Raw genomic sequence first — 25,337 nt, forward strand, 5'->3', positions numbered from 1 at the left:
CTACCGTCGACAACCTGAGCAGGAGCGGGAAGGTGCACTGAGCGGATGACGGTCTTCGAAGCTTCGACGAGATCCGGCGAGACTCCACCGGCGGATGCGGTCGCTCCGCGCGACTCATCGTCCGATGCTCCGACGTCGGTCGCACGCCTGAACGGCACGATCCGCGACTTCGTGGCCCGCTGGAACACCGTGTGGGTCGAGGGCGAGATCACCTCCTGGAACGTGCGCGGCGGCAACATCTTCGCGCGCCTCAAGGACACCCGCTCCGACGCGCAGATCTCGATTCGGATCTGGTCGAGCGTGCGCCCGCGGATCCCCGGGGACCTGGCCGTGGGCGACCATGTCGTGGCCGCGGTCAAGGCCGACTACTTCGTGAAGGCCGGCGACTTCAGCTTCGCCGTCTCCGCGATGAAGCACGTCGGTCTCGGCGATCAGCTCGAGAAGCTCGAGAAGCTCAGACTGCAGCTGCGCCAGGAGGGCCTGTTCGATCCCTCGCGCAAGAAGCGACTGCCCTTCCTCCCGCACGTGATCGGTCTGATCACCGGTGAGAGGTCCGATGCCGAGAAGGACGTGCACCGCAACGCGGAGCTGCGCTGGCCCCAGGTGCGCTTCCGCACCGAGTACGCGGCCGTGCAGGGCGACCGGTGCGTGCCGGAGACTCTCGCAGCGCTGGCGCGTCTCGACGCCGACCCGGATGTCGACGTGATCGTCATCGCACGAGGCGGCGGCGACCCGCAGACGCTTCTCGGATTCAGCGATGAGCGTCTCGTGAGGGCCGTGGCGGCAGCATCCACTCCGATCGTCAGCGCGATCGGGCACGAGAACGATCACCCGCTGCTTGACGACGTCGCCGATCTGCGCGCCTCGACTCCGACGGATGCCGCGAAGCGCGTCGTCCCCGACGTCAGCGAGCAGAGGGCGTTGATCGCACAGCTGCGTTCGAGAGCGACGACCAGACTCACGCAGCGCCTCTCGCACGACATCGCGCAACTCGAGCAGCTGCGCTCGCGTCCCTCGCTGCGGTCCCCCGACCCGATCATCGACTCGCGTTCTCAGGATGTGTGGCTGCTGCTGTCTCGCGGACGCGACACGATCACCCGTCAGCACGATGCGGCCGGCCGAGCGACCAGCGAGCTGCGAGCCTCACTGCGGGCGCTCTCGCCCGCAGCCACACTGTCGCGCGGTTACGCCATCGCTCACCTCGACGGCGGAAAGATCCTTCGCGACGCAGCGGATGCTCCGGCGGGCAGCAGGCTGACGATCACCGTCGACCGCGGCTCTGTCGCGGCGCGTTCGGAGGGCGAGATCGAGGAAGCACCGGTGCCACGCTCCGGCTGAGCGGCCCCTGCGCACGGCGTAGGATGGAGGCGTGAGTGCGCTGAACGACACCCCCGTGGACACGCTGTCATTCGAGGCCGCTCGCGACGAGCTGGTGAAGGTCGTCTCGGAGCTCGAACAGGGCGCTCCGACCCTCGAGCAGTCGCTCGCTCTCTGGGAACGCGGCGAGGCGCTCGCCGCTCGCTGCGAGGAGTGGCTCCTCGGCGCGAAGCGTCGCCTCGAGGCTGCGCGCGCCACATCGACCGGCAGCGCCGACGGAGACGAATCGTGAACAAGCCGGCTCCCATCGTCGCTGAGCTCGGGCGTCCGGAAACGCCGGAGGAGACAGCGGCGCGCAAGGCCGCCTCGAGCAAGGCGTACCGCTCGAGCCAGACCGTTCGCAGCCTGGTGGCCGCGTTGATCGTCACACTGGCCATCGTCACGGTGATCGTGCTGGCCGTTCCCCGCGGGGAACCGGCGAACACGCGGGAGATCGACGTGGTCGGCATCGCCACCGACGTGGAATCCACCATGGATCGCCCCGTGATCGTGCCCGACCTGGCGGACTTCTGGCGGGTCAACACCGCCGAGCTCACGAGCGGTGCCACCGTGGTCTGGGACGTCACCCTGGCACCGTCAGCCGAAGACGAGCGCGGCTTCATCAAGCTCGCACAGGCCTTCGACGCCGACTCCTCGTGGGCCCCTCAGCGGCTCAACGGCACCGCGCCCACCGACACGACGTCGATCGGCGGCCTCGAGTGGGATGTCTACGCCCTCGGCGATGCCGGCGCGAAGCAGAATCTCACCTACGCCATCGGCACCCAGGCGGGTGACGACTACCTGCTCCTCTACGGTTCGCGGTCCGCAGACTCCACCGCGGAACTCGCCGAGTCTCTCGTCCCCCAGATCCGCGAACTCTCGGAGTGAACATGACCCACGCGCTCACGCCCGCTGCTGCCTGGAAGCAGATGCAGGACGGCAACCAGCGATTCGTCGACGATGAGCCTCAGCACCCGAACCAGGACGTGGCTCGCCGCCGGCACCTCGCTGAGGCACAGCATCCGGTCGCCACTCTGTTCGGCTGCTCTGACTCGCGCCTCGCTGCGGAGATCATCTTCGACCTCGGACTCGGCGACCTGTTCGTCGTCCGCAACGCCGGTCAGGTGATCGGCGAGTCGATCGTCGCGAGCCTCGAATACGCGGTCGCCGTGCTGAACGTGCCTCTGATCGTCGTCCTCGCGCACGACTCGTGCGGAGCCGTGCGCGCCGCCATCGACGGAACGGCCATCGACGCCGCTCCCCTGCCGCCGCACATCTGGAAGCTCATCGCCCCGATCGTCCCCGCGGCCCGCAAGGTGCTGGCTGAGCGCGGTGGCACCACAGTCGCCGAGATCGACGCAGATCTCGTCGGCGCAGAGCACCTGCGCAACACCGTCCGCGACCTGCTGCAGTCGTCGGAGGTGATCTCCAGCGCCGTCTCCGAGGGCCGTCTGGGCATCGTGGGAGCCAACTACCGTCTGGCCGAGGGCACCGCGGTGCCCGTCATCACGGTCGGAATCGACACCGACGGAATCGACACCGAGGGGCACGGCCCCGCAACCAAGGAGGGTTCGGAATGACCGACACACACCAGCGCAGCGGCGATGCAGCGGAGTACCGCATCGAGCACGACACCATGGGTGAGGTGCGGGTTCCCGTGAACGCTCTCTATGGCGCCCAGACGCAGCGCGCCGTAGAGAACTTCCCGATCTCGGGCAAGGGCCTCGAATCGACGCAGATCGCTGCGCTCGCGCGTATCAAGAAGGCTGCCGCGCTCGCGAACAAGGAGCTGGGAACCCTCGACGGAGCCATCGCCGACGCGATCGCCCAGGCCGCCGACCAGGTCGCCGCAGGTGCTCACGACGGCGAGTTCCCCGTCGACACGTACCAGACCGGCTCCGGCACGTCGTCGAACATGAACATGAACGAGGTGCTCGCCACTCTCGCGACCCGCATCCTCGGCGCGAACGTGCACCCGAACGACCACGTGAACGCCTCACAGTCGTCGAACGACGTGTTCCCGACCTCCGTGCACATCGCCGTCACGCAGGCGCTCATCGACACGCTCATCCCCGCGCTCGACCACCTCGCCGTCGCCTTCGAGGCGAAGGCCGAGCTGTGGAAGGACGCGGTGAAGTCCGGTCGCACGCACCTCATGGACGCCACCCCTGTCACCCTCGGCCAGGAGTTCGGCGGCTACGCCCGTCAGATGCGCCTCGGCATCGAGCGCGTGCAGTCCGCGCTCCCCCGCGTCGCCGAGGTCCCGCTGGGCGGCACTGCCACCGGCACCGGCATCAACACGCCGCTCGGGTTCCCGCAGAAGGTGATCGAGCTGCTCGCCGCCGAGACCGAGCTGCCGATCACCGAGGCGAAGGACCACTTCGAGGCGCAGGCCAACCGCGACGGACTCGTCGAGGCGTCGGGTGCGCTGCGCACGATCGCGGTCTCGCTGACCAAGATCAACAACGATCTGCGGTGGATGGGCTCGGGCCCCAACACGGGTCTCGGCGAGCTGCACATCCCCGACCTCCAGCCCGGGTCGTCGATCATGCCCGGCAAGGTCAACCCGGTCGTTCCCGAGGCTGTGCTCATGGTGTGCGCCCGTGTCATCGGCAACGACGCGACCGTCGCGTGGGCGGGCGCCTCCGGCTCCTTCGAACTGAACGTCGCCATCCCGGTCATGGGCACCGCAGTACTCGAGTCGATCCGTCTGCTGGCGAACGCGTCGCGCGTGCTCGCCGACAAGACCGTCGACGGGCTGCAGGCCAACCTCGACCGCGCCGCGGCATTCGCCGGTATGAGCCCGTCGATCGTCACCCCGCTCAACAAGCTCATCGGCTACGAGGCCGCGGCGAAGATCGCCAAGCACTCGGTCGCGAAGGGCATCACGGTGCGTGACGCGGTCATCGACCTCGGATACGTGGAGCGCGGCGACCTCACGCTGGAGCAGCTGGACGAGAAGCTCGATCTGCTGTCGATGACCCACCCCGGTTGATCGCGAGCCGGTCCGACCACTTCGGGGGCCGACACACCGGATGCCGAGCGCAGGAGGCTTTCCCGCTCGGCAGCTGGTGTGTCGGCCCCCGATGTGTGTGACAGAGCACTGTTCCTGCAACTGGTCGCACGCCAGCGGTTTCTGCACCGATGCCGGAAGGACGCCCACGCGTGACGTCATGGCGCAGAGAGAACTGCCACGATGCGGGGATGCTCGATCCACGACTCACCCTCGATCGCCTTGGCGGGCTCGCTCGCGGAACGCGCCTCCAGCACCACGGTCTCGACCGCCCCGCCCTCACGAGAGCTGTGCGGGCAGGGCACATCGACCGCATCCGGCCGGGACTGTTCGCCTCGCCGACAATCCCTGAATCGCTCCGACGAGCCGCTGCGCACGGCGGCGCCCTCACCTGCAGCGCGGCGCTGCGCCATCACGGCGTGTGGGTCCTCGCAGACGCGGACCGCGTGCACGTCTGGATCGGCCGGCGCGGCCGGACCTATGAGCACGACGGATGCCGATGCCGAAGCCACTTCTTCCGGGGCACTGTGCCACTCGGAGTCGTCGATGTCGAGACGGCTCTCATCCACCTGTTCCGCTGCGAAGGCGAGGAGTCGTTCTTCGCCTCATTCGAGTCCGCTCTGCAGCGTCGCGCCCTGACACGCGCGGCGCGCCTCCGGATCCGGGCGGCTCTCCCGGCATCCGCCCGGTGGCTCTTCGAGCTCGCACAAGACGGTTCGGAGAGCGGACTCGAATCGATCCTCCGCCTGAGACTTCACCTGCTCGACATCGTCCTCACTGCTCAGGTGACCATCGACGGCGTCGGTCGCGTCGACTTCGTCCTGGGCGGGCGGCTCATTCTCGAAGTCGACGGGCGCGAGAACCACGCCGGTCATGATCGTCGCCACAAGGATCTCGTCCGGGATGCCAGAGCCTCCGCGCAGGGGTACGAGACCTTGCGCTTCGACTACGCACAGGTCATCCATGACTGGCCCTCCGTGCAGGCTGCCGTCATGGCGGCTATCCGCCGCACGGAGGATCTCAGCTGACAGTATGACCGTTCTTTGGCGCCGATGCTCATTCCGGGGGCCGACACACCAGATGTCGACTGCATCGGTTCAAGAAGGGCGACGTATGGCGTGTCGGCCCCCGAGATGAACCGCAGACGGAAGCGAATCGACGACGCATCCTCGGAGCCACGACAGCGGATGCCGTGAGACCACGGCATCCGCTGTCGAGGAGTCAGCTCAGCTGAGCTCGCCTCCCTCCAGAAGCTCTGTCACGAGGGCGGCGATGGCGGAGCGCTCGGAACGCATCAGGGTCACGTGGGCGAAGAGGTCGTGCCCCTTGAGGGTCTCGATGACGCTGGCGATGCCGTCATGGCGGCCGACACGGAGGTTGTCACGCTGACCGACGTCGTGGGTGAGGATCACTCGAGAGTTCTGCCCCATTCGGCTGAGCACCGTCAGCAGCACGTTGCGCTCGAGCGACTGCGCCTCGTCGACGATCACGAACGCGTCGTGCAACGAGCGACCGCGGATGTGCGTGAGCGGAAGCACCTCGAGGATGCCCCGTTCGACGATCTCCTCCATGACGTTGCCGGAGACCACCGAGCCGAGTGTGTCGAAGACAGCCTGTCCCCACGGCCCCATCTTCTCGCCCTGGTCGCCGGGCAGATAGCCGAGCTCCTGGCCGCCCACGGCGAACAGCGGTCGGAACACGATGATCTTCTTCTGCTGCTGCCGCTCGAGGACCGCCTCGAGACCGGCGCAGAGCGCCAGCGCCGATTTTCCGGTGCCCGCACGTCCGCCGAGCGAGACGATGCCGATGTCGGGGTCGGTGAGCAGGTCGATCGCGATCCGCTGTTCGGCGGATCGGCCGTGCATGCCGAAGATGTCGCGATCGCCGCGCACGAGCTTGTACTCGCCGTCGCCGGTCACCCTGCCGAGAGCTGACCCGCGCTCGGAATGGATGATGAGTCCGGTGTTGACCGCCAGGCCCCTGGCGTCTTCACTGATGCCGACCTCGCTCTCGTAGAGATCGCTGATGTCATCGCCCGACAGGTCGAGCGTGGTGATGCCGGTCCACCCCGAGTCGATGGCCTGCTCGGCGAGGTACTCCTCGGCACGAAGGCCGAGGGACGCCGCCTTGACCCGCATCGGAAGGTCCTTCGAGACGATCGTGACGTCCTGTCCGTCCTGCGCGAGGTTCATCGCGACCGAGAGGATGCGGGTGTCGTTGTCGCTCAGCCGGATCCCGGCGGGGAGAACCGAGGCGTCGGTGTTGGCCAGCTCGACGCGGAGTGTGCCGCCGTCGCCGACCTCGACGGGAAAGTCCAGCCGCCCGTGTTCGACACGCAGGTCGTCGAGGTGACGCAGCGCCTGACGCGCGAAGTAGCCGATCTCGGGGTCGTGGCGCTTGCCCTCGAGTTCGGTGATGACCACGACCGGAAGGACCACCGAATGCTCGGCGAACCGGAAGAAGGCCTGAGGATCACTCAGCAGGACGGACGTGTCGAGCACGTAGGTCCGGAGATCCTGATCAGGATCAGCGGACGCTGCTCGCATCGTCGTCTTACGGGTGGACTGCTGCGCGGTGCCTGTGGACTGCTGCGCTGTACGTGAGGTCACGACCCACTCCCGACCCGGGGAATCCCGGTGTGTTCGAACGAGTCGACCAGGGGGTCACGAGTCGTCAACCTGAGGCCGACCCGACGGGCGCTTTGCCCGATGCCTAGAAGCTACGACCACGCGCCGACATTCGCTCGCCTCGACACGCCAAGAGCTCGTTACGCGTTGATTAACGAATCGTGTCCGACGGCGTCGTCCGAGATGTCAGCGACCGAAGCGCCGATCGCGATCCGCGAAGTCACGGATCGCTCGGAGGAAGTCGACCTGGCGCAGATCGGGCCCGAGCGCCTCGACGAAGTAGAACTCGCTGTGTGCACTCTGCCACAGCAGGAAGTCACTCAGCCGCTGCTCTCCGCTCGTGCGGATGACGAGATCGGGATCCGGCTGTCCACCGGTGTAGAGATGCTCGCCGATCATCTCGGGCGTCAGATGCGCGGCGAGGTCTTCGATGGTTCCCCCGGACGCCTGGTGCGCCGTGACGATGCTGCGCACGGCGTCGACGATCTCGTTGCGACCGCCGTAGCCGACCGCGAGGTTGACATGCAGCCCCGTGTGGTCACGCGTGCGCTCCTGCGCGTCGTCGAGCACTCTCGCGAGTTCGGCGGGAAGGATGTCGGAGCGGCCGACGTGCTTCACGCGCCAGTTGACCTCGCGCGACAGCGCCTCGGCAAGCTCGGCGATGATCTCGATCAGGTCGGCCAGCTCGGCCGAGTCGCGCTTGAGCAGGTTGTCACTCGACAGAAGATAGAGCGACACCACACGGATGCCGAGCTCGTCGCACCATCCGAGGAACTCCCGCATCTTGGCGGCACCCGCCCTGTGCCCCTCTGCAGGAGTCTCGTAGCCGAGCTGTCTGGCCCATCGTCGATTGCCATCGATCATCATGGCTACGTGATGCGGAACCGACTCCGGGTCGAGGTGTCGGCGAAGCCTGCTGGTGTAGAGCCGGTACAGCGGCCCCCGCCCCTGAACATCGCGTGACATCACCTCCCTACGCTATCGTGCCGGCGCCGGAGTGACAGGGGCTGACGCTCAGGTTATGTACGCTCGCCTGCATGGTCGCCCGCATAGAGTGAGGGCGTGAGCACACCCGACTCCTCGGTACCCGATGTCCCTCAGCTGCCCCTCATGGAGGATGCGGCGCACGACGCCGCCGTCGAGATCAAGCCCACCTGGCGGGGCTGGTTGCACGCGGCCACCTTCCCGATCGCGATCGTCGCCGGTGTGGTGCTGATCGCCGTCGCTCAGGGCGGGGCCGCGAAGTGGGCCGCCGCAGTGTTCATGGCGTCATCGCTGCTGCTGTTCGGCAACTCGGCGCTGTATCACCGGATCGACTGGAGTCCGAAGGTCAAGATCGTCCTCAAGCGGATCGACCACGCGAACATCCTTCTCCTGATCGCCGGCACGTACACCCCACTCGCCGTGCTCGCGCTCCCGCCCGGCAAGGGCGCGCTGCTCCTCGTCTTCGTCTGGTCGGGTGCGCTGGTCGGCATCCTGTTCCGGGTGTTCTGGATCAACGCACCTCGGTGGCTGTATGTCGCGCTCTACCTGCTGCTCGGATGGGCGGCGGTGATGTACCTCGCCGATCTCTTCGTCGCGAACGCGACCATGATGGCGCTCGTGATCATCGGCGGCCTGCTCTACACGGGCGGCGCGATCGTCTACGCACTGAAGAAGCCGAACCCGTGGCCCGGCCATTTCGGCTTCCACGAGATCTTCCACCTGTGCACGGTGCTCGCTTTCCTGTGCCACTGGGTCGCGTGCCTGCTCATCGCGCTGGAACCGCTGTCCCCGTCGCTCGGGGCCTGAGCAGCTCCGGGCCGGTCAGCGTTTCTCGGGGTCGTCGTCGCCCTCGCGGACGATCGGCAGATCGGCATCCGTCTCGGTCGCCTCGTCAGCCGCGAGCGCGGCCTCTTCGGCATCGAGCTCTTCCCTGACCTCTTCGCGGTAGCGGACCCGACGAATCCGACGATTCATGTCGAGGATCAGCAGGACCACCGCGATCAGGATGATCACCACAGCAGCGAAGCCTACGAAACCGGGCGTGACCAGTTCCGGTGCCACCGTCATCGAGGGCGTCGGCATCGGGGTCTCGGTCAGAGCGAGCATGGAGTCTGCCTTTCATGCGCAGGTCGCATAACCTGGAGTTACCAGCCTAACGACCGGAAGACCCACCCCGTGACGACCGCAGAACAGCTCGATGCCCGCTATGGCCGCACCCGCACCCGACGGGCGCCGTGGATCGTCGTCATCACCCTCGCCGCACTTCTCGTCGGCGCATTCGGCTGGATGATCGTGACGTCGCAGATGAACGCGGTCGACTCCGACGACCTCGGCTTCGACCTGGTCGACGAGCACAGCGTCACCGTGCGCTTTCAGATCACCGGAGTGCAGGGCAAGGACGTGGCGTGCGTCGTCGAGGCGCTCGACGAGGAGTTCGGAGTGGTCGGATGGAAGGTCGTCGAGATCCCTGCCGGAGACACGCATTCGCAGGCGCTCTCGGCGACGGTTCCCACCGTCTCAGCCGCGACGACAGGTTTGGTGAACAGCTGCTGGGTCGCCTAGACTCGTGCCAGACAGATGACGCCCTGGCACCGTGCCGGGGCGTCTTGGCATATCCCCCGCGGAACGTCGCCGGGTACCTACCGAAGGAGCTTCGTCATGTCTACTGACGCTCAGGTTCCCTTCCTCACGCAGGAAGCGTATGACCGGCTCGTCGCCGAGCTCGAGCACCTCTCCACCACCGGTCGCGAAGAGATCGCCAAGCGCATCGAAGCGGCACGCGAAGAGGGCGACCTCAAGGAGAACGGCGGATACCACGCCGCCAAGGACGAGCAGGGCAAGCAGGAGGCGCGGATCCGCACCCTCGAGAACCTTCTCAAGACGGCCAAGGTCGGTGAGGCGCCCGCGAGCCGCGGCGTCGTCGAACCCGGCACCGTCGTCACCGCGATCGTCGCCGGCGGCGAAGAGGTCTTCCTGCTCGGCAGCCGCGAGATCGCCGTGGGCAGCGACCTCGACGTGTACAGCGAGGCCAGCCCCCTCGGACAGGCGATCCTCGGCCTCAAGGTCGGCGAGAAGTCGTCGTACGAGGCTCCGAACGGCCGCGCGATCTCGGTCGAGATCGTGAAGGTCGAGACCTACACGGGCTGACACCGGTCAGCATCGGGCTCACGCCCTGACACGCAGATGCCCCGTTCCGAGCGGACGGGGCATCTGTGCGTGTCAGTCCGGCACGACGATCGGCTGGAAACCGGCGTGGCGGAGCGTGTCGAGGGTGTGCTCGGAGTGCTCGGCACCGCGGGTCTCGACGCTGAGCTCGAGGAACACCTCGCTGATCTGCAGGCCGTGTCCGTGCCGCGTATGCATGGCCTCGATCACGTTGGCGCCGGCCTCCGCGATCAGCTCGGACACCCGCGCCAGTTGACCGGGACGGTCGGGCAACGGGATGCGGATGGTCAGATACCGGCCGGATGCCGCCAGACCGTGGGAGACCACGCGCTGCAGCAGCAGTGGGTCGATGTTGCCACCGGAGACCACGGCCATGGTCTTGCCGCTGGCCTTCACCTTGCCAGCGAGGATCGCGGCGACTCCGACGGCACCCGCCGGCTCCGCGATCACCTTGGACTGCTCGAGCAGCACGAGGATGGCGCGTGCGAGGTCGTCGTCCGTCACCGTGACGACCTCGTCGACGAGGTCCTTGATGATCTCGAACGGGATGGCGCCAGGGCGTGCGACCAGGATGCCGTCGGCGATCGTGGGTTTCGTCTCGATGTCGACCGGGTATCCCGCTTCGAGTGAGGGAAGCATCGCCGCGGCGTTCTCGGCCTGGACGCCGATGATGCGGACTGTGCGGCCCAGCTCGGCAGCCTTGGCCTTCACCGCGGCGGCGACACCGGCGATCAGGCCTCCCCCGCCGATCCCGAGCACGATCGTGTCGACGTCCGGAGCATCCTCGAGCAGCTCGAGTCCGAGCGTGCCCTGGCCGATGACGACATCGCGGTGATCGAACGGATGGATGATCACCGCTCCCGTGCGCTCGGCGAACTCGGCGGCGAGCCGCAGCGACGTGGCGACGGTCTCTCCCTCGAGCACGACCTCGGCGCCGTAGCTCCTGGTCGCCAGCAGCTTGGGCACCGGAATGCCGATCGGCACGAAGATGGTCGCCGGGATTCCGAGGGTCTGTGCCGCGAGGGCGACGCCCTGCGCGTGATTTCCGGCGGACGCCGCGACCACGCCGCGCGCGCGTTCTTCGGCACTCAGCTGGGAGAGGCGATATGCGGATCCGCGGATCTTGAAGGACCCCGTGCGCTGAAGGTTCTCCATCTTGAGCACGACCGGCGCTCCGAGGACATCCGACAGAGCGCGCGAGGGCAGCGTCGGCGTTCGCGTGATCACCTCGGCCAGACTCTGAGCGGCATTCTCGAACTCGGTCAGGCTGGGGACTGCGCTCATCGGTTCCTCCGTGTGCGCTCGCGCGGCACTGTGCTCCAGATTAGGTCTGCGTCGGGTTGATCGCCGGTGCGCCAGGCACCGGTGCTGACTGTCACGGCGGCGACGTTGACGAAGGCCGCGAGAGGCACCGCGAACAGCGCCCCGGGAATACCGCCGACCATCGACCCCCCGGCGACCACCAGGACGACGGCGAGCGGATGCACCTTGACGGCCGAGCCCATCAGGATCGGCTGCAGGATGTGGCCCTCGAGCTGCTGCACTCCCAGCACGACGGCCAGCATCGCGAGCGCGATCCAGGGGCCGTTGTAGACCAGGGCGAGCAGCACGGCGATCGCGCCGGTCACGACGGCACCGACGATCGGGATGAACGAGCCGAGGAACACGAGGACTGCGACGGGGATGGCCAGCGGAACACCGAGCAGCGCGGCTCCGAGGCCGATGCCGACGGCGTCGATCGCGGCGACGAGCAACTGGGTGCGCGCGTAATTGACGATCGTCGCGAAGCCGTTGCTCGCTGCGGCGTCGGCGGCGGGGCGTGCTGCACGGGGGAAGAGGCGCAGCGTCCACTTCCAGATGCCGCGCCCGTCGGCCAGCAGGCAGATGAGGATGAACAGAGAGAGCACCGCTCCGGTCACGACATGCGCGGCGGTCGTGCCGACCGCGAGGGCGCCGTTCAGCAGAGCCTGCGTCTGCTCGTTGATGATCTCGAGCCCCTGGTCGATGTACCCCTGGATCTGCGACTCGCTGAGGTGCAGCGGGCCGTCGAGCAGGAACGTGCGGAACTCGTCTATCGCTTGGGAACTGCGCTCCTGCACGTCGGGGAGCTGCGCACGGATCTGCCAGATCACGAGCCACAGCAGCAGCGACACGATCGACAGCGTGCCGAGGATCGAGAGAGTGACGGCCAGCCAGCGGGGGAAGCGGTGGCGCAGCATCCACTGGAAACCCGGCCAGAGCAGCGCCGTGATCAGGATGCCGACCATCAGCGGGATGACGAGAAGCTTGAGCTCGATGACGAGCCAGATGAAGCCGGCGACGACGGCCGCGAGCAACAGCAGCCGCCACGCGTATGCCGCCGCGATGCGCAGCCCGACGGGCACTGTCGCATCGGCGTCGATGGTGGGATTCCGGTCTGGGGACACAGGGCGCGGTCGGAAGAGATCTCTCAGCCGCGGTCGCTGCTCTTCGCTCATCGCCCAAGTCTAAGGCGCTGTCACCACAGGTCCTGACGGGCGTGGGCCCGTATGTCGGAGACCGGCGATACCCTGACGTGGTGACCGACACCCTCAGCGCTGCCCAGGCCCGTCGCATCGCACTCGCCGCTCAGGGTTTCTCACGTGCGCGCCCCGTGTCGGTGTCGGCGCGGCACATCCACCGGGCGATGGACCGCCTCGGCGTGCTGCAGATCGACTCGGTCAACGTGTTCGCGCGTTCTCACTACATGCCGCTGTTCTCGCGTCTGGGTGCCTACGAGCCGGCGCTCTTCGATCGCGTCTTCCACTCGCGCACGACCCACTACGTCGAATACATGGCTCACGAGGCGACGTTCATCCCCATCGAGGACTGGCCGCTCTGGCGATTCCGCATGGATCATTTCCGCGCCAGATGGGCGGCTGCCGACTCCTGGATGAGCACCAACACGCGCACTCTCCGTTGGGTGCAGGATGAACTCCGCGCCAGGGGTCCGCTGCGACCGGCGGACCTCCGAGACGATGCTCCTCGCGAGCGAGGCACCTGGTGGGATTGGGACGACGTGAAGCTCGCCCTCGAGCATCTCTGGCGCACGGGCGACGTGGCGATCAGCGGCCGGAAGGGCTTCGAGCGCACCTACGCGCTCGCCGAGCAGGTGATCCCCGACGCCATACTGTCGCAGCAGGTGCCCCGGGAGGAGGCGATCCGCGAGCTCACCCGGCGAGCGGCGCGATCGTCGGGAGTCGCGACCCAATCGGACCTCGCGGACTACCACCGCATCCGCGATCGCGCGGCGGTGACGCAGGCGATCGCGGATCTGGTCGACGTGGGCGAGATCGTCCCGGTCTCCGTGCGCGGCTGGGACCGCGGTGGTCGCCCGCTGCCCAGTTGGCGACATCGCGATGCGGTGCTGCCACGCAGGATCGACGCCGCCGCACTTCTGACGCCGTTCGATCCGGTGGTCTGGTTCCGTGACAGGGCGCTGCGCGCCTTCGAGCTCGACTACCGGATCGAGATCTACGTTCCTGCCGAGAAGCGACGATACGGGTACTACTCGCTTCCTGTCCTCGTCGGTGACCGCATCGTGGCGCGCGTCGATCTGAAGGCCGACCGCGCGACGTCGACGCTTCAGGTGCAATCGGCCTGGTGGGAGCCTCAGTCCCAACCTGACGCGGATGCCGAGAAGATCGCCGCTGAGCTCGCGCTCGCGGCGGCGTGGCAGGGGCTCGAGCACATCTCCGTCTCGCGGTGGGGCACCGCAGCCGAAGATCTGCATGCAGCGTTGTCCGGCCGCGCAGACGCATCGGTGCGTCGCCACGTGCACGCCAGGGAGGCGATCGAGTGAATCGCCGCCTCGCATGGACTATCGGCGGCGGTATCGCCGCGCTTCTGGCCGTGGGGGCGGCCGTGTTGCTGTGGCAGGCGTCGAGCGGCATCCCGTCGCCACAGGCCACCGCGACGGTCATGAGCTCCACGACGCCCGACCCCGACATCGATCTGCAGGTCCTGGCGCAGCAGTCGCTCGACGAGCACCTCGAGGACTGCACGTCCGCCGGAGTTGCCGAGGGTGCCGTCCCCGACGAGTGCGGGATCAGGATCCCGTGGGGCACCGAGTTCGCCTCGGTCGATGACGTCCGCTTCCGGATCGAACAGCTGCCGGTGTTGACGCTGACGGAGGACGGATTCATCGCCGAGGGCGGCATCCTCGTCGCGACCGTGTCGGGCACCGGGCAAGACCGTGGCCCGAGAACCGAGACCTATCGCACGGAATCATGGACGCTTCGCGGCGACGTGACCGTCGAGGATGGCGACGTCGATCTCGACGTGTGGTGAGCACTGCTCCGGGTCAGCATCCGCAGACGCAGAAGGCCCGATGCGCCTGTGCGCATCGGGCCTTCCTGCAGATCAGAACTGCACGCGTGGAGGTTCTGAGATCGCGCCGCTGTCGGCGACCTCGAAGAACTCGCGCTCGGTGAATCCGAGCCCCTTCGCGAAGAGATTGTTCGGGAAGACCTTGATCTTGGTGTTCAGCTCTCGGACCCCGCCGTTGTAGAAGCGGCGCGCGGCCTGGATCTTGTCTTCGGTGTCGACGAGGGCCTGCTGCACCTGCAGGAAGTTCTGACTCGCCTGCAGCTGCGGATACGCCTCTGCGACCGCGAAGAGGCTGCGGAGCGCCTGCTGGAGGTGTCCCTCTGCAATCCCCGCCTCGCCGGGGCTGCCGGCCGAGAGCGTCTCCGCTCGGGCGCGAGTGACGTTCTCGAAGACCGCCTTCTCGTGCGAGGCGTAGCCCTTCACCGTCTCGATGAGGTTGGGTATGAGATCGGCCCTGCGCTTCAGTTGAACTGTGATGCCGCTCCACGCCTCGTCGACGCGGACGTTCAGCTGCACCAGCGAGTTGTAGGTCGCCCAGAGGTAGATTCCGATGAGCAGAATCACACCGACGACGATCAGTACCGGCACGAGCCATTCCATCAGAGGCCCACCCTTCCTCGTGTTTGTCTCATCCTATCGGCGCTGCCTGCGCGTCGACTGGGTGCGCGCGGTCAAGCGCAGAACCGGATCATGCGCCGAGAACCCGATCGAGGTACCGATTGGTGAACCGACGATCGGGGTCGAGCCTGTCGCGCAGCGCGGTGAAGTCGGCGAAACGGGGATAGCGCTCCTGCAGCTGCTCCGCCGTCTGCGTGTGCAGCTTGCCCCAGTGCGGGCGTCCCCCGTGCTCGAGCATGATCCGCTCCACGGCCTCGAAGTACGCGGAGGGGTCGGCGCGCCAGTAGCGGTGGACTGCGATGTACCCGCTCGCCCTGCCATACGCAGTCGACAGCCATCTGTCGTCCTCCGCCGCGAAGCGCACCTCGATCGGGAACTCGATGCGCCACCCGCGCCGCTCGATGAGGTCTCGAACAGCGCGGAATGCCGGCACGACGCTCTCGGCGGGCACCGCGTACTCCATCTCGCGGAACCTCACGGTGCGGGTCTGGGTCAGAACTCGGTGTGACAACTCGGTGTACCGTCGGTCACCCGTGAGCTTCACCGCGAGCCTGTTGAAGGGCGGCGTGATGGCAGGCACCGTCTGTGCGGTCGCACACACCGCCCGATACACGCCGTTCGAGAGCAACGTCTCGTCGATCCAACGTCCCAACACAGGAAGCGGCTGTCGCCTCGTCGACTCGGGCACCCTCGTCTGTCTCTTGGTGAGAGCGATGTCGGTGTGCGGGAACCAGTAGAACTCGAAGTGATCTGTTGCCGCGACCCGGTCGTGCAGGGTCTCGAGCACCTCGTCGAGCGGCGCAGGCTCATCGACCGCCTCCATGAGGTAGATCGGCACGCACTGCAGCGTCACCTCTACCAGGATGCCGAGCGCGCCGAGGCCCAGCGCGACCGCAGGAAGCAGATCGGCGTTCTGCCCCTCGTCCACCCGGAGGAACTCCCCTGCGGCGGTCACCAGGGTCGCACCGACGACCTGAGTCGCGAGACCGCCGAAGCCTGCTCCGGTGCCGTGCGTCCCCGTCGAGACCGCACCCGAGATCGACTGCCGGTCGATGTCGCCGAGGTTCTCCATCGCGAGGCCGAACGGTGCGAGGAGCGCAGGGATGCGATGCAGGCGTGTTCCCGCGAGCAGCGTAGCTCTCCCGGTAGTCGCGTCGGCGGATATCAGACCCTGCATGTCATCGAGTTCCAAGAGCACCCCGGGCGCCACGGCGATGCCCGTGAAGCTGTGCCCCGCACCGACAGCCTTCACGGTGAGTCCCTGCGAGGTCGCGGCACGGACGGCGCGCTGCACCCCTTCGGGGGTGCGCGGGCGCTCGACGCGAAGCGGTGTGACCTGCGCAGACCTCGCCCAGTTCTGCCAGGTGCCCCCGATCCGGGTCACAGGAACGCCTTCCCCTCGCCGCGATACGTCGGAAGCTCGTCGACGATCTCATCGCCTGAGACGAGCTGGTAGCTGTCGATGCGCTCGGCCGGCTCGCCGCTCTTCGCGTGGCGGAACCAGACGCGGTCGCCCACTCCGAGCCGCTCGGCCTCCCGACCCTGCAGCGGCGTCTGCACCTCGCCTGCGGCCTCACGAGACAGCGTGCGCAGCCCCTGGGGCCAGACGGGCAGCGGCTGTCGTGACGCGACGGCTGGGCCCGAGGCTATCCACCCGCCACCGAGCACCGTCGCGATGTCCGCGGCGGGCCGCCGCACCACGTCGAAGGCGAAGGCTGACGCCGGTGCCGGGCGGAACGCTCGATATCCGTCGAAGAGATGCCCGCCGAGCAGTCCGCTGCCCGCGCTCGCCTCGGTCAGCGATTCGTCGCTGCCGGTGAACTCGAGCGAGCCGGTTCCACCGCCGTTGAGGAACTCGAGCGAGGCGACCTCCGACAATGCGCTGACGATCGCCGCCCGACGCTCGCGCAACTCGGATCGCGAACGCGCCTGCATGAGACGGATCACCGGCGCGTCCGCTCCGGCATTGTCTCCCTGGCCCGCGATCTGAGCCTCGTACATCTGCAGCCCGACGAGCCGGAAGCCGGGGCGGCGCACGATGCTGCGTGCGAACGCGGCGACCTCACCCGCGGTGAACAGAGCGGACCTCCGCACTCCGATGTGGCCGAGCGCGACCGATCGCAACGACGCATCTGCGTCGATCGCGATCCGGATCTCCGGCCGGCTCCCGGCGGGCGCCACGCTGTCGATGATGTCGAGGTGCGCCGGATCGTCGACCATCAGGGTGATCCGTCGCGCCGCCTCCTCGGATTCGAAGAGCTGCGCGAGTCCCGCGCGGTCGACCGTCGGATAGCCGAGGACGATGTCGTCGTGCGTCTCGGCGAGCCACAGCGCCTCGGCCAGCGTGAAGGCGAGGATCCCTCTGAACCCGGGTATCTGCAGCACCGCGTCGAGCACCGAGCGAATCCGCACGGACTTCGACGCGACACGGATGGGCAGCCCTCCCGCACGGACCAGCAGATCGAGGGCGTTGTAGCGCAGCGCTTCCCGATCGATGACCGCCACGGGAGCGGGCAGATGGCCGGTCGCCGCAGACAGGCGCGGCCAGTATCGTGACGGGTCGCGCCACTCGGGAGACACGGAGTTCCGTCCCTCATCGGGGCTCAGATCGGCGGTGAGGTCGAGCACTCCCCCACCCTATGGGGTGGACGGACTCGGTTTCATCGTTTCGGAGATCGAGTTGCACGGCCGGTCGTGACTCGAATCTGGAAATCTCGATAGATCGGCGGCCGCCGTCGTAACGAACAGCATGGATCGCCGTCTTTATCACTGAGACCGACATCCGTGGCGGTCTCATCGGCCGTGCGCGGTCGGTTGCCGGGGGGTGGCGATGCTGTCTCAGCAGCATCACAGGGGGACGGGCGCTGGGACGCCCGTCCCCCTTCGCTCGGACGAGCGGTGGAAGCATGTCGCTGCCTTCCGCCGTCACCGAGGACTCCCCGTGTACTCTGAGCCAGTCACGGCATGGAGCCCCCGTAGCCCAATGGCAGAGGCAGGCGACTTAAAATCGCTTCAGTCTGGGTTCGAGTCCCAGCGGGGGCACTTCGTGCTCTGCTCAGTCCTCGACGCGTCGATCCTCGGCGTCGCGTGTGTGCACACTCCGCACGCCGGACGCTCTCGCCTCACGGATGCGTCGGAGGATCAGCACGGCGAGCGCGATGGCAAGCGCCGAATACACGACGTAGTCGAGGTACCCGAGCAGGTGCTCGAGCTGCTCGTGCTGGGTTCCGAGTAGAGCACCGACCCCGATGAGCAGCGTGTTCCACATGCCGCTGCCCACGATCGTGTATGCGCTGAATCGGACCAGATTCATGCGAGTCGCACCCGCAGGAATCGAGATGAGGCTCCGCACCCCGGGAACCATCCGCCCGACGAGCACCGTCCACGCGCCGCTCCGCCGGAACCAGTGCACTCCGCGATCGAGGTCGGCGTGGCTGACCAGCTTGGTGGCGGAGAGGAGCCGCACCGCTCGTTCGACGCCGATGGCGGCCCCGAGCCAATAGAGCAGGAGCGCACCGATCCACGACGCGAGGGTGCTCCAAAGGATCAGCCATCCGAGCGCGAGGTCGCCGCTCTGACTGAGGTACCCCGCGAACGGCAGGATCACCTCGCTGGGGATGGGCGGAACGAGCACCTCGAGGAACACCAGCACACCCACACCGATGTCGCCGAGCTGAGTGAGGACGTCTGCTGCGAATCCGGTGAGGCCGGAGAACCCGTGATCCGTCGCTGAGGAGTAGGTCGCGGTCATGCTGGCGGCGCTCATCGGCCGAACAGATCGCCGAGTCCCGGGATCCCGAGATCTCCGAGCCGTTGACCCCACTCGCTCGCGGTATCCCCGAGACCCGAGACAGTCTCACCGGCCGACCCGAGGACTCCTTCCGCAGCTCCCGCAAGCTCCTCGCCACCGAGGCCGCTCGTGATCGCCTCGACATCGACGCCCTGCGCGAGGGCATCGAAGTCGACGCCGAGTCCGGCCGCCTGCTCGAGGAGCGGAGCAGCGACGGCACTGCCGACCGCCCCCACCGCGACGATCCCCAGCGCGCCCACCGCAGCTCCGCCGACCGCACCGGCGGCGCCGAACCCGCGCACTCTCGAGAGGACGCCGCGCATGCGCCCCGGACTCGCCGCCTCGGAACGACCGGCCGCGCGGGCGAGATCGTCGGGAGACGACGATCTCGGACGCTCACCCGGAGCGAGCTCCGTGTTCATGCGCTCCTGCACTCGCGACCGCTGAGCCGGAGTCAGGCGCGCGAACGCCTCTCGGTGGATCTGCTCGACTCGGTGCGGATCAGCGGTCTCGAGAAGGTAGTCGTACCGCGCGATCGCCGCCCGATCGGCATCCGACACCGCACCGTGCGCGCCGGCTGCAGGGGGCGAGTAGGGATCCCGACCCGCAGGGCGCGCGGGCGGAGGCGCGTATCGATCGGTGCCGGTCTGAGGCCCGGCCGATGAAGGGGGCGTCGCGCCGCGCGAACCGCTGCGATCTGTGCGGGATCCGGTCTCGTCGAGATCGAGAGCGCGAGCGGCCATCCCGAGCAGTCGGTTGAGTTTTCCCATGGTGACGAGTCCTTCGTGGATGTGGACGGCCACAGGTCTCGACAGCGATGCGGTGAGGGGTCCATGGTCGTCCGCGGATACGGACGCCAGGTCTCCTCCACCCTCACGGGCCGGCGGGCCGGGACACGACCTCGTATCCGTAATGACGACACCACCGCAGACGGGAGTACTCCCCTTGCCCTGCCGACGGTAGCAAACGCGCCTATGAGACCGATGCGAGACACGCCCCTCCCCGAATACGCCGAACGCCCCGACTCCGAGAGGAGTCGAGGCGTTCGAGGAGGCTGTTGCTACTTGGCAGCAGCCGTCTCAGCGGTCTTCTTCGCGGCAGGCTTCTTGGCTGCCGTCTTCTGACCGGCGGGCTTCTCGTCGGCGGCCTTGTCGGACTCGGTCGCCTGAGCGGCCGGAGCCGTGACGGCGGGAGCCGGAGCGTCGGCGGCCGGGCGCGGGCGAGCGGCGAACTCCTCGAAGACGTAGCGCGGGTTCTGCACCGTCTCGAGGTTCACCAGGTCACGACCGAGCCACAGGTTGTTCCACCAGCCCCAGACCACGCGGAACTTGCGCTCCCACGTGGGCATGGCGAGACCGTGGTAACCGCGGTGCGCGACCCAGGCGACGAAGCCCTTGAGCGCGATCTTGCCCGACTGGAAGACACCGTTGTAGAGGCCGAGGCCCGCGACGGCGCCGAGGTTCTTGTGGAAGTACTCCTTCGGGTCCTCACCGCGCAGCACGGCGACGATGTTCTTCGCGAGGAGCTTCGCCTGACGCACCGCGTGCTGGGCGTTCGGCACGCAGAAGCCGCCGACGCCACCACCGGACAGGTCCGGAACCGCGGAGACGTCTCCGGCAGCCCAAGCGTCGGGAACGAACGCGTCGGGCGTGCCGACACGAAGGTCGGCACGGGTCTGGATGCGGCCGCGCTCTTCGATCGGGAGGTCGCCACCGCGCACGACGGTCGGGTTCGCCATGACGCCAGCGGTCCAGACGATGAGGTCGGTCGGGATGACCTCGCCGGTCGAGAGCTCGACGTTGCCGTCGACCGCGCTGGTGAGCTGCGTGTCGAGGTGCACGTTGGCACCGCGCTTCGCCAGGTCCTTGAGGACCCACTCGCTCGTCTGCAGCGACACCTCGGGCATGATGCGCCCCATCGCCTCGATGAGGTGGAAGTGCGTGTCGTCGAACGTCAGCTGCGGGTACTTGCCCACGAGCGACGAGGCCAGCGAGCGCAGCTCGGCGAAGACCTCGATGCCGGCGAAACCGCCGCCGACGACGACGACGGAGAGCAGCCGGTCGCGCTCAGGGCCCGCAGGCAGCGACGCGGCCTTGTCGAAGTTCGACATCAGGCGGTCACGGATCGCGACGGCCTCTTCGATCGTCTTCAGGCCGATCGCGTTGTCCGCGATGCCCGGGATCGGGAACGTGCGGGAGACCGCCCCTGCCGTCACGACGATCTGGTCGTACGAGAACTCGTACGGCTCGCCCACAGGAGGGGTGATCGTCGCGACCTTCTCAGCATGGTTGATGCCGGTCACCTTGGCGGTGAGCACATTCGTCCGCTTCAGGTGGCGACGGTGTGCGACCACCGAGTGCCGGGCTTCGATCGACCCGGCAGCCACCTCGGGAAGGAACGGCTGGTACGTCATGTACGGCAGCGGGTCGACCATGGTGACGTCTGCTTCACCCTTGCGAAGGTGCTTCTCCAGCTTCCACGCCGTGTAGAAGCCTGCATAGCCTCCGCCGACGATCAGAATCTTGGGCACAGTGCTGTTCTGAGGCACAGGGGGACAACTCCTCGGGAGTCAGGGGTTTGGCGTGCGAGCGCGCGCCGATCGGATGCGCCGGGCAGCTGCGGTGACGCCAAGCGCTACCAGGATACCAGGGACTGTGAGCGCGATGAGCGGCAGGGTACCGTAGCGCAGCGTTTCAGCGCTGGGAAGCAGCGGTGAACCGGGTTCCGTCGGCGCGTCCGCATCCGGCAGGGGCGGCACCTCGACCGGCGCGGCGGTGGGTTCGGGCTGCGGAAGGCTCTCTGCTCGTCGGAACAGTCGGACCCACTCAGCGAGGTCACCCATGGGATTCTCGGAGACCTTCGGAACGTCAGCACTGATCGCCGCATCGGCATCCACCAGACCGTAGCCGTAGAGAGGATCGGGGAGGTCTGCCATGCCCGGAACCTTGATCGCGGTCTTGATGATCCGATTGATGACGTTCGCCGCATCGAGATCCGGGTGCGCAGAGCGGACGAGGGCGGCGATGCCCGCGACGATGGGCGCCGCACCGCTCGTGCCACTCCAGGGCACGACCGTGCCGTCTGCCGAGACACCCCGAAGCCCCTCACTGGGCGCCGCGATACCGATGGTGATCCCCTGGGTCGATGCCTCGATGCTCGCCGTGCCAGTCTGGTCGACTCCGCCGACGGTCAACACGCCAGGGATCGTCGCGGGAGCGCCGATGATGTCGGTGCCACTCCCCCGGTTGCCCGCTGCGACCACCACCACGACGTCGTGCTCGAAGGCATAGAGGAACGCGTCGTCCCAGCTCCTGTCCCAGTCCAGCGTGTTCGTGGTGAACGAGAGATTGATGATGTCGGCTCCGTGATCGACCGCCCATCGCATGGCCTCCGCGACCTGCTCGGTGAACGGCACGGCGGCTGCGGCGCCGAAGCCCACGGAGATCGACAGCAGATCGGCCTCGGGAGCGACTCCGATCATCCCCTTGCCGTCGGCGGAGCCTCGTCCTGCGGCGAGCGACGCGACCCATGATCCGTGATTGCCGTCGATGGCACCCACCGGGGTGCGCCCGTCGGGGGTTCCCGTGCCTGACACGTCGGTGCCGTCGACCACCGCGCCATCGAAGACCCCGGGAACCTTGGCGATCCCGGTGTCGATGATGGCGATCGTCGCTCCGTCGCCGCGTGTGGTCTGCCACGCATCACGGATGCCGGCACCGTCGAGCCAGTACTCGGCGGCGCGATCCGGGTCTGCGGGGTCGTCAGGCACGGGCCCTGGCTGCGGGGTCGCTGCCGCGCCCAGGAGCAGGACGGATGCCACGATCGTCGCCATAGCGACGCCGTTGCGCAGCATCCGAGGCCGCCTCATGCGGTCGATGCCTCGGCGTCACGCAGGGCCGCACCGGGGTCATCGCACCGGCACTTCTCCGGCGACCAGCTCGAGCGCTCGAGAGCCGCGTCGCCGATCGGGTTGACCCCGGGACCTGCCGCGAGAGCGTGACCGGCCAGAGCATGCAGGCACTTGACGCGCGAGGGCATGCCGCCGGCGGAGATCCCCTCGATCTCGCTGACCTCGCCGAACTGCGCCCGGTCGGCCAGGTAGGCCTCGTGCGCCGCGAGATAGGCCGCTGAGACCCCCTCGTCCTCGGCGAGCAGCGCGGTGAGCTCGGGCATGACGTGCGTGGCCTCGAGGGTCGACATCGCTGCGGTCGCGGCCGGATGCGTCAGATAGTAGAACGTGGGGAACGGCGTTCCGTCCGGGAGCCTGGGGGTCGTGGCGACGACCGTGGGGTTGCCGCACATGCAGCGGGCGGCGATGCCCACGACGCCGCGGGCGGTCCTGCCCAACTGTGCCGACACCACGGCGAGCTCGGCGGTCGTGGGGGAAGGGAACGGGGGCGTGGTCACCCGTCCAGCGTACGGGAGCCGACCGGGAGGATGCTCGGAGCACACTCCGCGACCGGCGGCGCTGAGGTCAGCGGCTGACTGCCGCCGTGTCGCTCAGCCCCGCGGACGTGAGGGTGCGCAGCAGCTGCGGCATCCAGTCGGAGGGCGTCTCTTCGAGGGTGTCGCTGACCGGCCCCTGCTGCTGCGGAAGCGCCGCGGGGTCGAGGTCGTTGTCGATCAGGTACACGACCTCACCGGGCTTGACGTAGTACAGACGCTCCCGCGCTTGGGTCGTGATGTAGGCCGGGTCGTTCCAGCGCTCACGCTCTTTCTCGAGCGCGGCGATCTGGTCTTCGGAGACCTGGATCGACTGCTCCAGAGCCGAGATCTTCTGCCTCTGGTCGATGAAGGTGCCGAGCGTCGGCACCAGCACCCAGGCCCCGAGCACGACGAGCGACAGCATGATGACAGAGAATGCGGAGAGGCGGATGCCCGACGCCCACTCGCGCACGTCGACCCGACGCTCCTGGGAGCCCCGATCCGCCGCGGCGCGCGGCGGGCGAGCGGAAGACCGCTGAGTCGACTTCGCCGTCGGCGCCGTGCGGGACGCCCCCGAAGACGCCGAAGGAGGAGCCGGTCGTCGTGCCACGGCTCCTCCTCCGTACGTGCCGCTCAGGCGGCGAATGTCTGTTTCAGCTGTGCTCAGCCCTGGTAGCGCGGGAACGCGGAGCGGCCGGCGAAGACAGCGCCGTCGCCCAGCTCCTCCTCGATGCGCAGAAGCTGATTGTACTTCGCGACGCGCTCGCTGCGAGCAGGCGCACCCGCCTTGATCTGACCCGCGTTCGTCGCGACCACGAGGTCGGCGATCGTGGTGTCCTCGGTCTCACCCGAGCGGTGCGACAGCATGGCGGTGTAGCCCGAGCGCTGTGCGAGGCTGACCGCGTCGAACGTCTCGGTGAGCGTTCCGATCTGGTTGACCTTGACGAGCAGCGAGTTGGCGACGCCGCGCTTGATGCCGTCGGCGAGACGGGTCGGGTTCGTGACGAACAGGTCGTCGCCGACGAGCTGAACCTTGGAGCCGAGCGCGTCGGTGAGGAGCTTCCAGTTGTCCCAGTCGTCCTCGGCCAGCGCGTCCTCGATCGTGACGATCGGGAAGTCGTTGACGAGTCCCTCGTAGTACTCGATCAGCTCGGGGCCGGTCCAGTCCTTGTTGTCGAGGCGGTAGACGCCGTCCTTGAAGAACTCCGTGGCTGCGACGTCGAGACCCAGCGCGATGTCGGTGCCCGGCGTGAAACCGGCCTTCTCGATCGCCTTGACCAGGAAGTCGAGGCCCTCACGGTTGCTGGGCAGGTCGGGGGCGAAGCCGCCCTCGTCGCCCAGGCCCGTCGCGTAGCCGGCCGCCTTGAGCTCGCCGCGCAGCACGTGGTAGGTCTCGACACCCCAGCGCAGCGCCTCGGAGTACGTCTCCGCGCCGATCGGGGCGAGGAAGAACTCCTGCATGTCGATGCCGTTGTCGGCGTGCTCGCCGCCGTTGATGACGTTGAAGAGCGGAACGGGCAGGAGGTGCGCGTTCGGGCCGCCCAGGTAGCGGAACAGCGGCAGGTCGGCGGAGTCGGCCGCGGCCTTCGCAACCGCGAGGCTCACGCCGAGGATGGCGTTGGCGCCCGTGCGCTGCTTGTTCTCGGTGCCGTCGGTCTCGATCAGGATCGCGTCGACGATGCGCTGCTCGCTCGCCTCGACGCCCTCGAGCGCCGGCCCGAGCTCATCGATGATGGCGTCGACCGCCTTGAGGACGCCCTTTCCGCCGTAGCGGCTCTTGTCGCCGTCGCGGAGCTCGTACGCCTCGAATGCGCCGGTGGATGCACCGGACGGGACGGCCGCCCGCTGGACCACACCGTCGTCGAGGAGCACCTCCACCTCAACGGTCGGGTTACCGCGCGAGTCGAGAATCTCGCGTGCGCCTACAGCCTCGATCAGTGCCACTGATGTGCTCCTTGCTCAGAGAAAAGGTTGTGTGGAGCGTCGTCGATCCGCGCCCAGTCTAGCCCGC

The 25,337-nt window shown here is 67.9% G+C and carries 26 protein-coding genes and 1 tRNA gene; 12 read left to right on the plus strand and 15 right to left on the minus strand.

Annotated features, from left to right (window positions below):
- Window positions 1-45: 45 nt before the first annotated feature.
- The 6 genes from xseA (at window position 46) to ACIOU8_RS05500 (ending at window position 5,397) form a co-directional block, all read left to right on the plus strand.
- Window positions 46-1,338 carry an exodeoxyribonuclease VII large subunit gene (gene xseA, locus ACIOU8_RS05475; RefSeq protein ID WP_400786641.1) on the plus strand — a complete coding sequence of 431 codons (1,293 nt, stop codon included), beginning with the start codon at window positions 46-48 and terminating at the stop codon, window positions 1,336-1,338.
- A 31-nt stretch (window positions 1,339-1,369) separates the two neighbouring features.
- Entirely contained in the window at window positions 1,370-1,609 is a 240-nt protein-coding gene (locus tag ACIOU8_RS05480) for an exodeoxyribonuclease VII small subunit (RefSeq protein ID WP_290161427.1), read from the plus strand.
- A complete protein-coding gene (locus ACIOU8_RS05485) occupies window positions 1,606-2,244 on the plus strand; it encodes a DUF4245 family protein (RefSeq protein WP_400786643.1) in 639 nt (212 codons plus the stop codon). Before ACIOU8_RS05480 ends, ACIOU8_RS05485 begins: the two co-directional genes overlap by 4 nt.
- 2 nt (window positions 2,245-2,246) lie before the next feature.
- Window positions 2,247-2,936, plus strand: coding sequence for a carbonic anhydrase (locus ACIOU8_RS05490; protein ID WP_400786645.1), 690 nt, complete (start codon window positions 2,247-2,249; stop codon window positions 2,934-2,936).
- Window positions 2,933-4,351: a class II fumarate hydratase gene (locus tag ACIOU8_RS05495; protein WP_400786648.1), complete on the plus strand. Its 1,419-nt coding sequence runs from the start codon at window positions 2,933-2,935 to the stop codon at window positions 4,349-4,351. Before ACIOU8_RS05490 ends, ACIOU8_RS05495 begins: the two co-directional genes overlap by 4 nt.
- A 209-nt stretch (window positions 4,352-4,560) precedes the next feature.
- The gene (locus ACIOU8_RS05500; RefSeq protein ID WP_400786650.1) at window positions 4,561-5,397 is read left to right on the plus strand and encodes a DUF559 domain-containing protein; all 837 of its coding nucleotides are present in this window, start codon (window positions 4,561-4,563) and stop codon (window positions 5,395-5,397) included.
- 198 nt (window positions 5,398-5,595) lie between these two features.
- Here the strand turns inward: ACIOU8_RS05500 and ACIOU8_RS05505 are convergent, their stop codons facing one another.
- Together ACIOU8_RS05505 and ACIOU8_RS05510 are read right to left on the minus strand one after the other, a co-directional pair.
- A complete protein-coding gene (locus tag ACIOU8_RS05505) occupies window positions 5,596-6,915 on the minus strand; it encodes a PhoH family protein (protein WP_400786913.1) in 1,320 nt (439 codons plus the stop codon).
- Between the two features lie 267 nt (window positions 6,916-7,182).
- A complete protein-coding gene (locus tag ACIOU8_RS05510; protein ID WP_400786916.1) occupies window positions 7,183-7,962 on the minus strand; it encodes an isoprenyl transferase in 780 nt (259 codons plus the stop codon).
- Between the two features lie 144 nt (window positions 7,963-8,106).
- On the opposite strand from ACIOU8_RS05510, the gene ACIOU8_RS05515 reads away from it, so the two are divergent.
- Window positions 8,107-8,787, plus strand: coding sequence for a hemolysin III family protein (locus tag ACIOU8_RS05515; protein WP_400786919.1), 681 nt, complete (start codon window positions 8,107-8,109; stop codon window positions 8,785-8,787).
- A gap of 15 nt (window positions 8,788-8,802) precedes the next feature.
- Here the strand turns inward: ACIOU8_RS05515 and ACIOU8_RS05520 are convergent, their stop codons facing one another.
- Window positions 8,803-9,087, minus strand: a complete 285-nt coding sequence (locus ACIOU8_RS05520) for a hypothetical protein (RefSeq protein WP_400786652.1) — start codon at window positions 9,085-9,087, stop codon at window positions 8,803-8,805.
- 69 nt (window positions 9,088-9,156) lie between these two features.
- Here ACIOU8_RS05520 and ACIOU8_RS05525 point away from each other — a divergent pair, with 69 nt between their 5' ends.
- Together ACIOU8_RS05525 and greA are read left to right on the plus strand one after the other, a co-directional pair.
- Window positions 9,157-9,543, plus strand: coding sequence for a DUF4307 domain-containing protein (locus tag ACIOU8_RS05525; protein ID WP_400786654.1), 387 nt, complete (start codon window positions 9,157-9,159; stop codon window positions 9,541-9,543).
- A gap of 96 nt (window positions 9,544-9,639) precedes the next feature.
- Complete coding sequence (greA, locus tag ACIOU8_RS05530; protein WP_400786656.1) at window positions 9,640-10,128, plus strand: transcription elongation factor GreA; 489 nt, start codon at window positions 9,640-9,642, stop codon at window positions 10,126-10,128.
- 72 nt (window positions 10,129-10,200) lie between these two features.
- Here the strand turns inward: greA and ilvA are convergent, their stop codons facing one another.
- Window positions 10,201-11,430 (minus strand): threonine ammonia-lyase, encoded by a 1,230-nt coding sequence (ilvA, locus tag ACIOU8_RS05535; RefSeq protein ID WP_400786658.1) that lies wholly within the window; start codon window positions 11,428-11,430, stop codon window positions 10,201-10,203.
- Window positions 11,427-12,623 carry an AI-2E family transporter gene (locus ACIOU8_RS05540; protein WP_400786660.1) on the minus strand — a complete coding sequence of 399 codons (1,197 nt, stop codon included), beginning with the start codon at window positions 12,621-12,623 and terminating at the stop codon, window positions 11,427-11,429. The genes ilvA and ACIOU8_RS05540 overlap by 4 nt, the downstream gene beginning before the upstream one ends.
- 80 nt (window positions 12,624-12,703) lie before the next feature.
- Between ACIOU8_RS05540 and ACIOU8_RS05545 the strand changes: the two genes are divergently transcribed.
- Together ACIOU8_RS05545 and ACIOU8_RS05550 are read left to right on the plus strand one after the other, a co-directional pair.
- On the plus strand, window positions 12,704-13,966 hold the full coding sequence (locus ACIOU8_RS05545) for a winged helix-turn-helix domain-containing protein (RefSeq protein WP_400786664.1): 1,263 nt from the start codon (window positions 12,704-12,706) through the stop codon (window positions 13,964-13,966).
- On the plus strand, window positions 13,963-14,454 hold the full coding sequence (locus ACIOU8_RS05550) for a hypothetical protein (RefSeq protein ID WP_400786666.1): 492 nt from the start codon (window positions 13,963-13,965) through the stop codon (window positions 14,452-14,454). Before ACIOU8_RS05545 ends, ACIOU8_RS05550 begins: the two co-directional genes overlap by 4 nt.
- Window positions 14,455-14,526: 72 nt before the next feature.
- Here ACIOU8_RS05550 and ACIOU8_RS05555 read toward each other — a convergent pair whose 3' ends face one another.
- From ACIOU8_RS05555 to ACIOU8_RS05565, 3 genes are all read right to left on the minus strand, one after another.
- A complete protein-coding gene (locus ACIOU8_RS05555) occupies window positions 14,527-15,093 on the minus strand; it encodes a LemA family protein (RefSeq protein WP_042542063.1) in 567 nt (188 codons plus the stop codon).
- Window positions 15,094-15,181: 88 nt separating this feature from the next.
- The gene (locus ACIOU8_RS05560; RefSeq protein ID WP_400786668.1) at window positions 15,182-16,495 is read right to left on the minus strand and encodes a D-arabinono-1,4-lactone oxidase; all 1,314 of its coding nucleotides are present in this window, start codon (window positions 16,493-16,495) and stop codon (window positions 15,182-15,184) included.
- Window positions 16,492-17,739, minus strand: a complete 1,248-nt coding sequence (locus tag ACIOU8_RS05565; protein ID WP_400786670.1) for an amino acid deaminase/aldolase — start codon at window positions 17,737-17,739, stop codon at window positions 16,492-16,494. The genes ACIOU8_RS05560 and ACIOU8_RS05565 overlap by 4 nt, the downstream gene beginning before the upstream one ends.
- Before the next feature lie 341 nt (window positions 17,740-18,080).
- Between ACIOU8_RS05565 and ACIOU8_RS05570 the strand changes: the two genes are divergently transcribed.
- Window positions 18,081-18,153, plus strand: a tRNA-Leu gene (locus ACIOU8_RS05570).
- A gap of 13 nt (window positions 18,154-18,166) precedes the next feature.
- Here the strand turns inward: ACIOU8_RS05570 and ACIOU8_RS05575 are convergent.
- The 7 genes from ACIOU8_RS05575 to eno form a co-directional block, all read right to left on the minus strand.
- Window positions 18,167-18,877 carry a DedA family protein gene (locus tag ACIOU8_RS05575; protein WP_400786672.1) on the minus strand — a complete coding sequence of 237 codons (711 nt, stop codon included), beginning with the start codon at window positions 18,875-18,877 and terminating at the stop codon, window positions 18,167-18,169.
- The gene (locus ACIOU8_RS05580) at window positions 18,874-19,671 is read right to left on the minus strand and encodes a cation-transporting ATPase (protein WP_400786674.1); all 798 of its coding nucleotides are present in this window, start codon (window positions 19,669-19,671) and stop codon (window positions 18,874-18,876) included. Before ACIOU8_RS05580 ends, ACIOU8_RS05575 begins: the two co-directional genes overlap by 4 nt.
- 290 nt (window positions 19,672-19,961) lie before the next feature.
- Window positions 19,962-21,431 carry an NAD(P)/FAD-dependent oxidoreductase gene (locus ACIOU8_RS05585; RefSeq protein WP_400786677.1) on the minus strand — a complete coding sequence of 490 codons (1,470 nt, stop codon included), beginning with the start codon at window positions 21,429-21,431 and terminating at the stop codon, window positions 19,962-19,964.
- A 39-nt stretch (window positions 21,432-21,470) separates the two neighbouring features.
- Complete coding sequence (locus ACIOU8_RS05590) at window positions 21,471-22,754, minus strand: S8 family serine peptidase (protein WP_400786679.1); 1,284 nt, start codon at window positions 22,752-22,754, stop codon at window positions 21,471-21,473.
- Between the two features lie 11 nt (window positions 22,755-22,765).
- Window positions 22,766-23,308: a DUF501 domain-containing protein gene (locus tag ACIOU8_RS05595; RefSeq protein ID WP_400786681.1), complete on the minus strand. Its 543-nt coding sequence runs from the start codon at window positions 23,306-23,308 to the stop codon at window positions 22,766-22,768.
- A gap of 67 nt (window positions 23,309-23,375) precedes the next feature.
- Complete coding sequence (locus ACIOU8_RS05600; protein WP_400786684.1) at window positions 23,376-23,936, minus strand: septum formation initiator family protein; 561 nt, start codon at window positions 23,934-23,936, stop codon at window positions 23,376-23,378.
- A gap of 53 nt (window positions 23,937-23,989) precedes the next feature.
- Entirely contained in the window at window positions 23,990-25,270 is a 1,281-nt protein-coding gene (eno, locus tag ACIOU8_RS05605; RefSeq protein WP_400786686.1) for a phosphopyruvate hydratase, read from the minus strand.
- Window positions 25,271-25,337 lie beyond the last annotated feature (67 nt).

It is taken from the genome of Microbacterium sp. NPDC087589 (assembly GCF_044743635.1).
Taxonomy (GTDB): Bacteria; Actinomycetota; Actinomycetes; order Actinomycetales; family Microbacteriaceae; genus Microbacterium.

What these genes read in the sequence shown, in the direction of transcription:
- xseA (WP_400786641.1), top strand. Translation starts at nt 46, where the DNA reads ATGACGGTCTTCGAAGCTTCGACGAGATCCGGCGAGACTCCACCGGCG.
- ACIOU8_RS05490 (WP_400786645.1), top strand. Translation starts at nt 2,247, where the DNA reads ATGACCCACGCGCTCACGCCCGCTGCTGCCTGGAAGCAGATGCAGGAC.
- ACIOU8_RS05495 (WP_400786648.1), top strand. Translation starts at nt 2,933, where the DNA reads ATGACCGACACACACCAGCGCAGCGGCGATGCAGCGGAGTACCGCATC.
- ACIOU8_RS05500 (WP_400786650.1), top strand. Translation starts at nt 4,561, where the DNA reads ATGCTCGATCCACGACTCACCCTCGATCGCCTTGGCGGGCTCGCTCGC.
- ACIOU8_RS05505 (WP_400786913.1), bottom strand. Translation starts at nt 6,915, where the DNA reads ATGCGAGCAGCGTCCGCTGATCCTGATCAGGATCTCCGGACCTACGTG.
- ACIOU8_RS05510 (WP_400786916.1), bottom strand. Translation starts at nt 7,962, where the DNA reads ATGTCACGCGATGTTCAGGGGCGGGGGCCGCTGTACCGGCTCTACACC.
- ACIOU8_RS05515 (WP_400786919.1), top strand. Translation starts at nt 8,107, where the DNA reads ATGGAGGATGCGGCGCACGACGCCGCCGTCGAGATCAAGCCCACCTGG.
- ACIOU8_RS05520 (WP_400786652.1), bottom strand. Translation starts at nt 9,087, where the DNA reads ATGCTCGCTCTGACCGAGACCCCGATGCCGACGCCCTCGATGACGGTG.
- greA (WP_400786656.1), top strand. Translation starts at nt 9,640, where the DNA reads ATGTCTACTGACGCTCAGGTTCCCTTCCTCACGCAGGAAGCGTATGAC.
- ilvA (WP_400786658.1), bottom strand. Translation starts at nt 11,430, where the DNA reads ATGAGCGCAGTCCCCAGCCTGACCGAGTTCGAGAATGCCGCTCAGAGT.
- ACIOU8_RS05540 (WP_400786660.1), bottom strand. Translation starts at nt 12,623, where the DNA reads ATGAGCGAAGAGCAGCGACCGCGGCTGAGAGATCTCTTCCGACCGCGC.
- ACIOU8_RS05555 (WP_042542063.1), bottom strand. Translation starts at nt 15,093, where the DNA reads ATGGAATGGCTCGTGCCGGTACTGATCGTCGTCGGTGTGATTCTGCTC.
- ACIOU8_RS05575 (WP_400786672.1), bottom strand. Translation starts at nt 18,877, where the DNA reads ATGAGCGCCGCCAGCATGACCGCGACCTACTCCTCAGCGACGGATCAC.
- ACIOU8_RS05580 (WP_400786674.1), bottom strand. Translation starts at nt 19,671, where the DNA reads ATGGGAAAACTCAACCGACTGCTCGGGATGGCCGCTCGCGCTCTCGAT.
- ACIOU8_RS05590 (WP_400786679.1), bottom strand. Translation starts at nt 22,754, where the DNA reads ATGCTGCGCAACGGCGTCGCTATGGCGACGATCGTGGCATCCGTCCTG.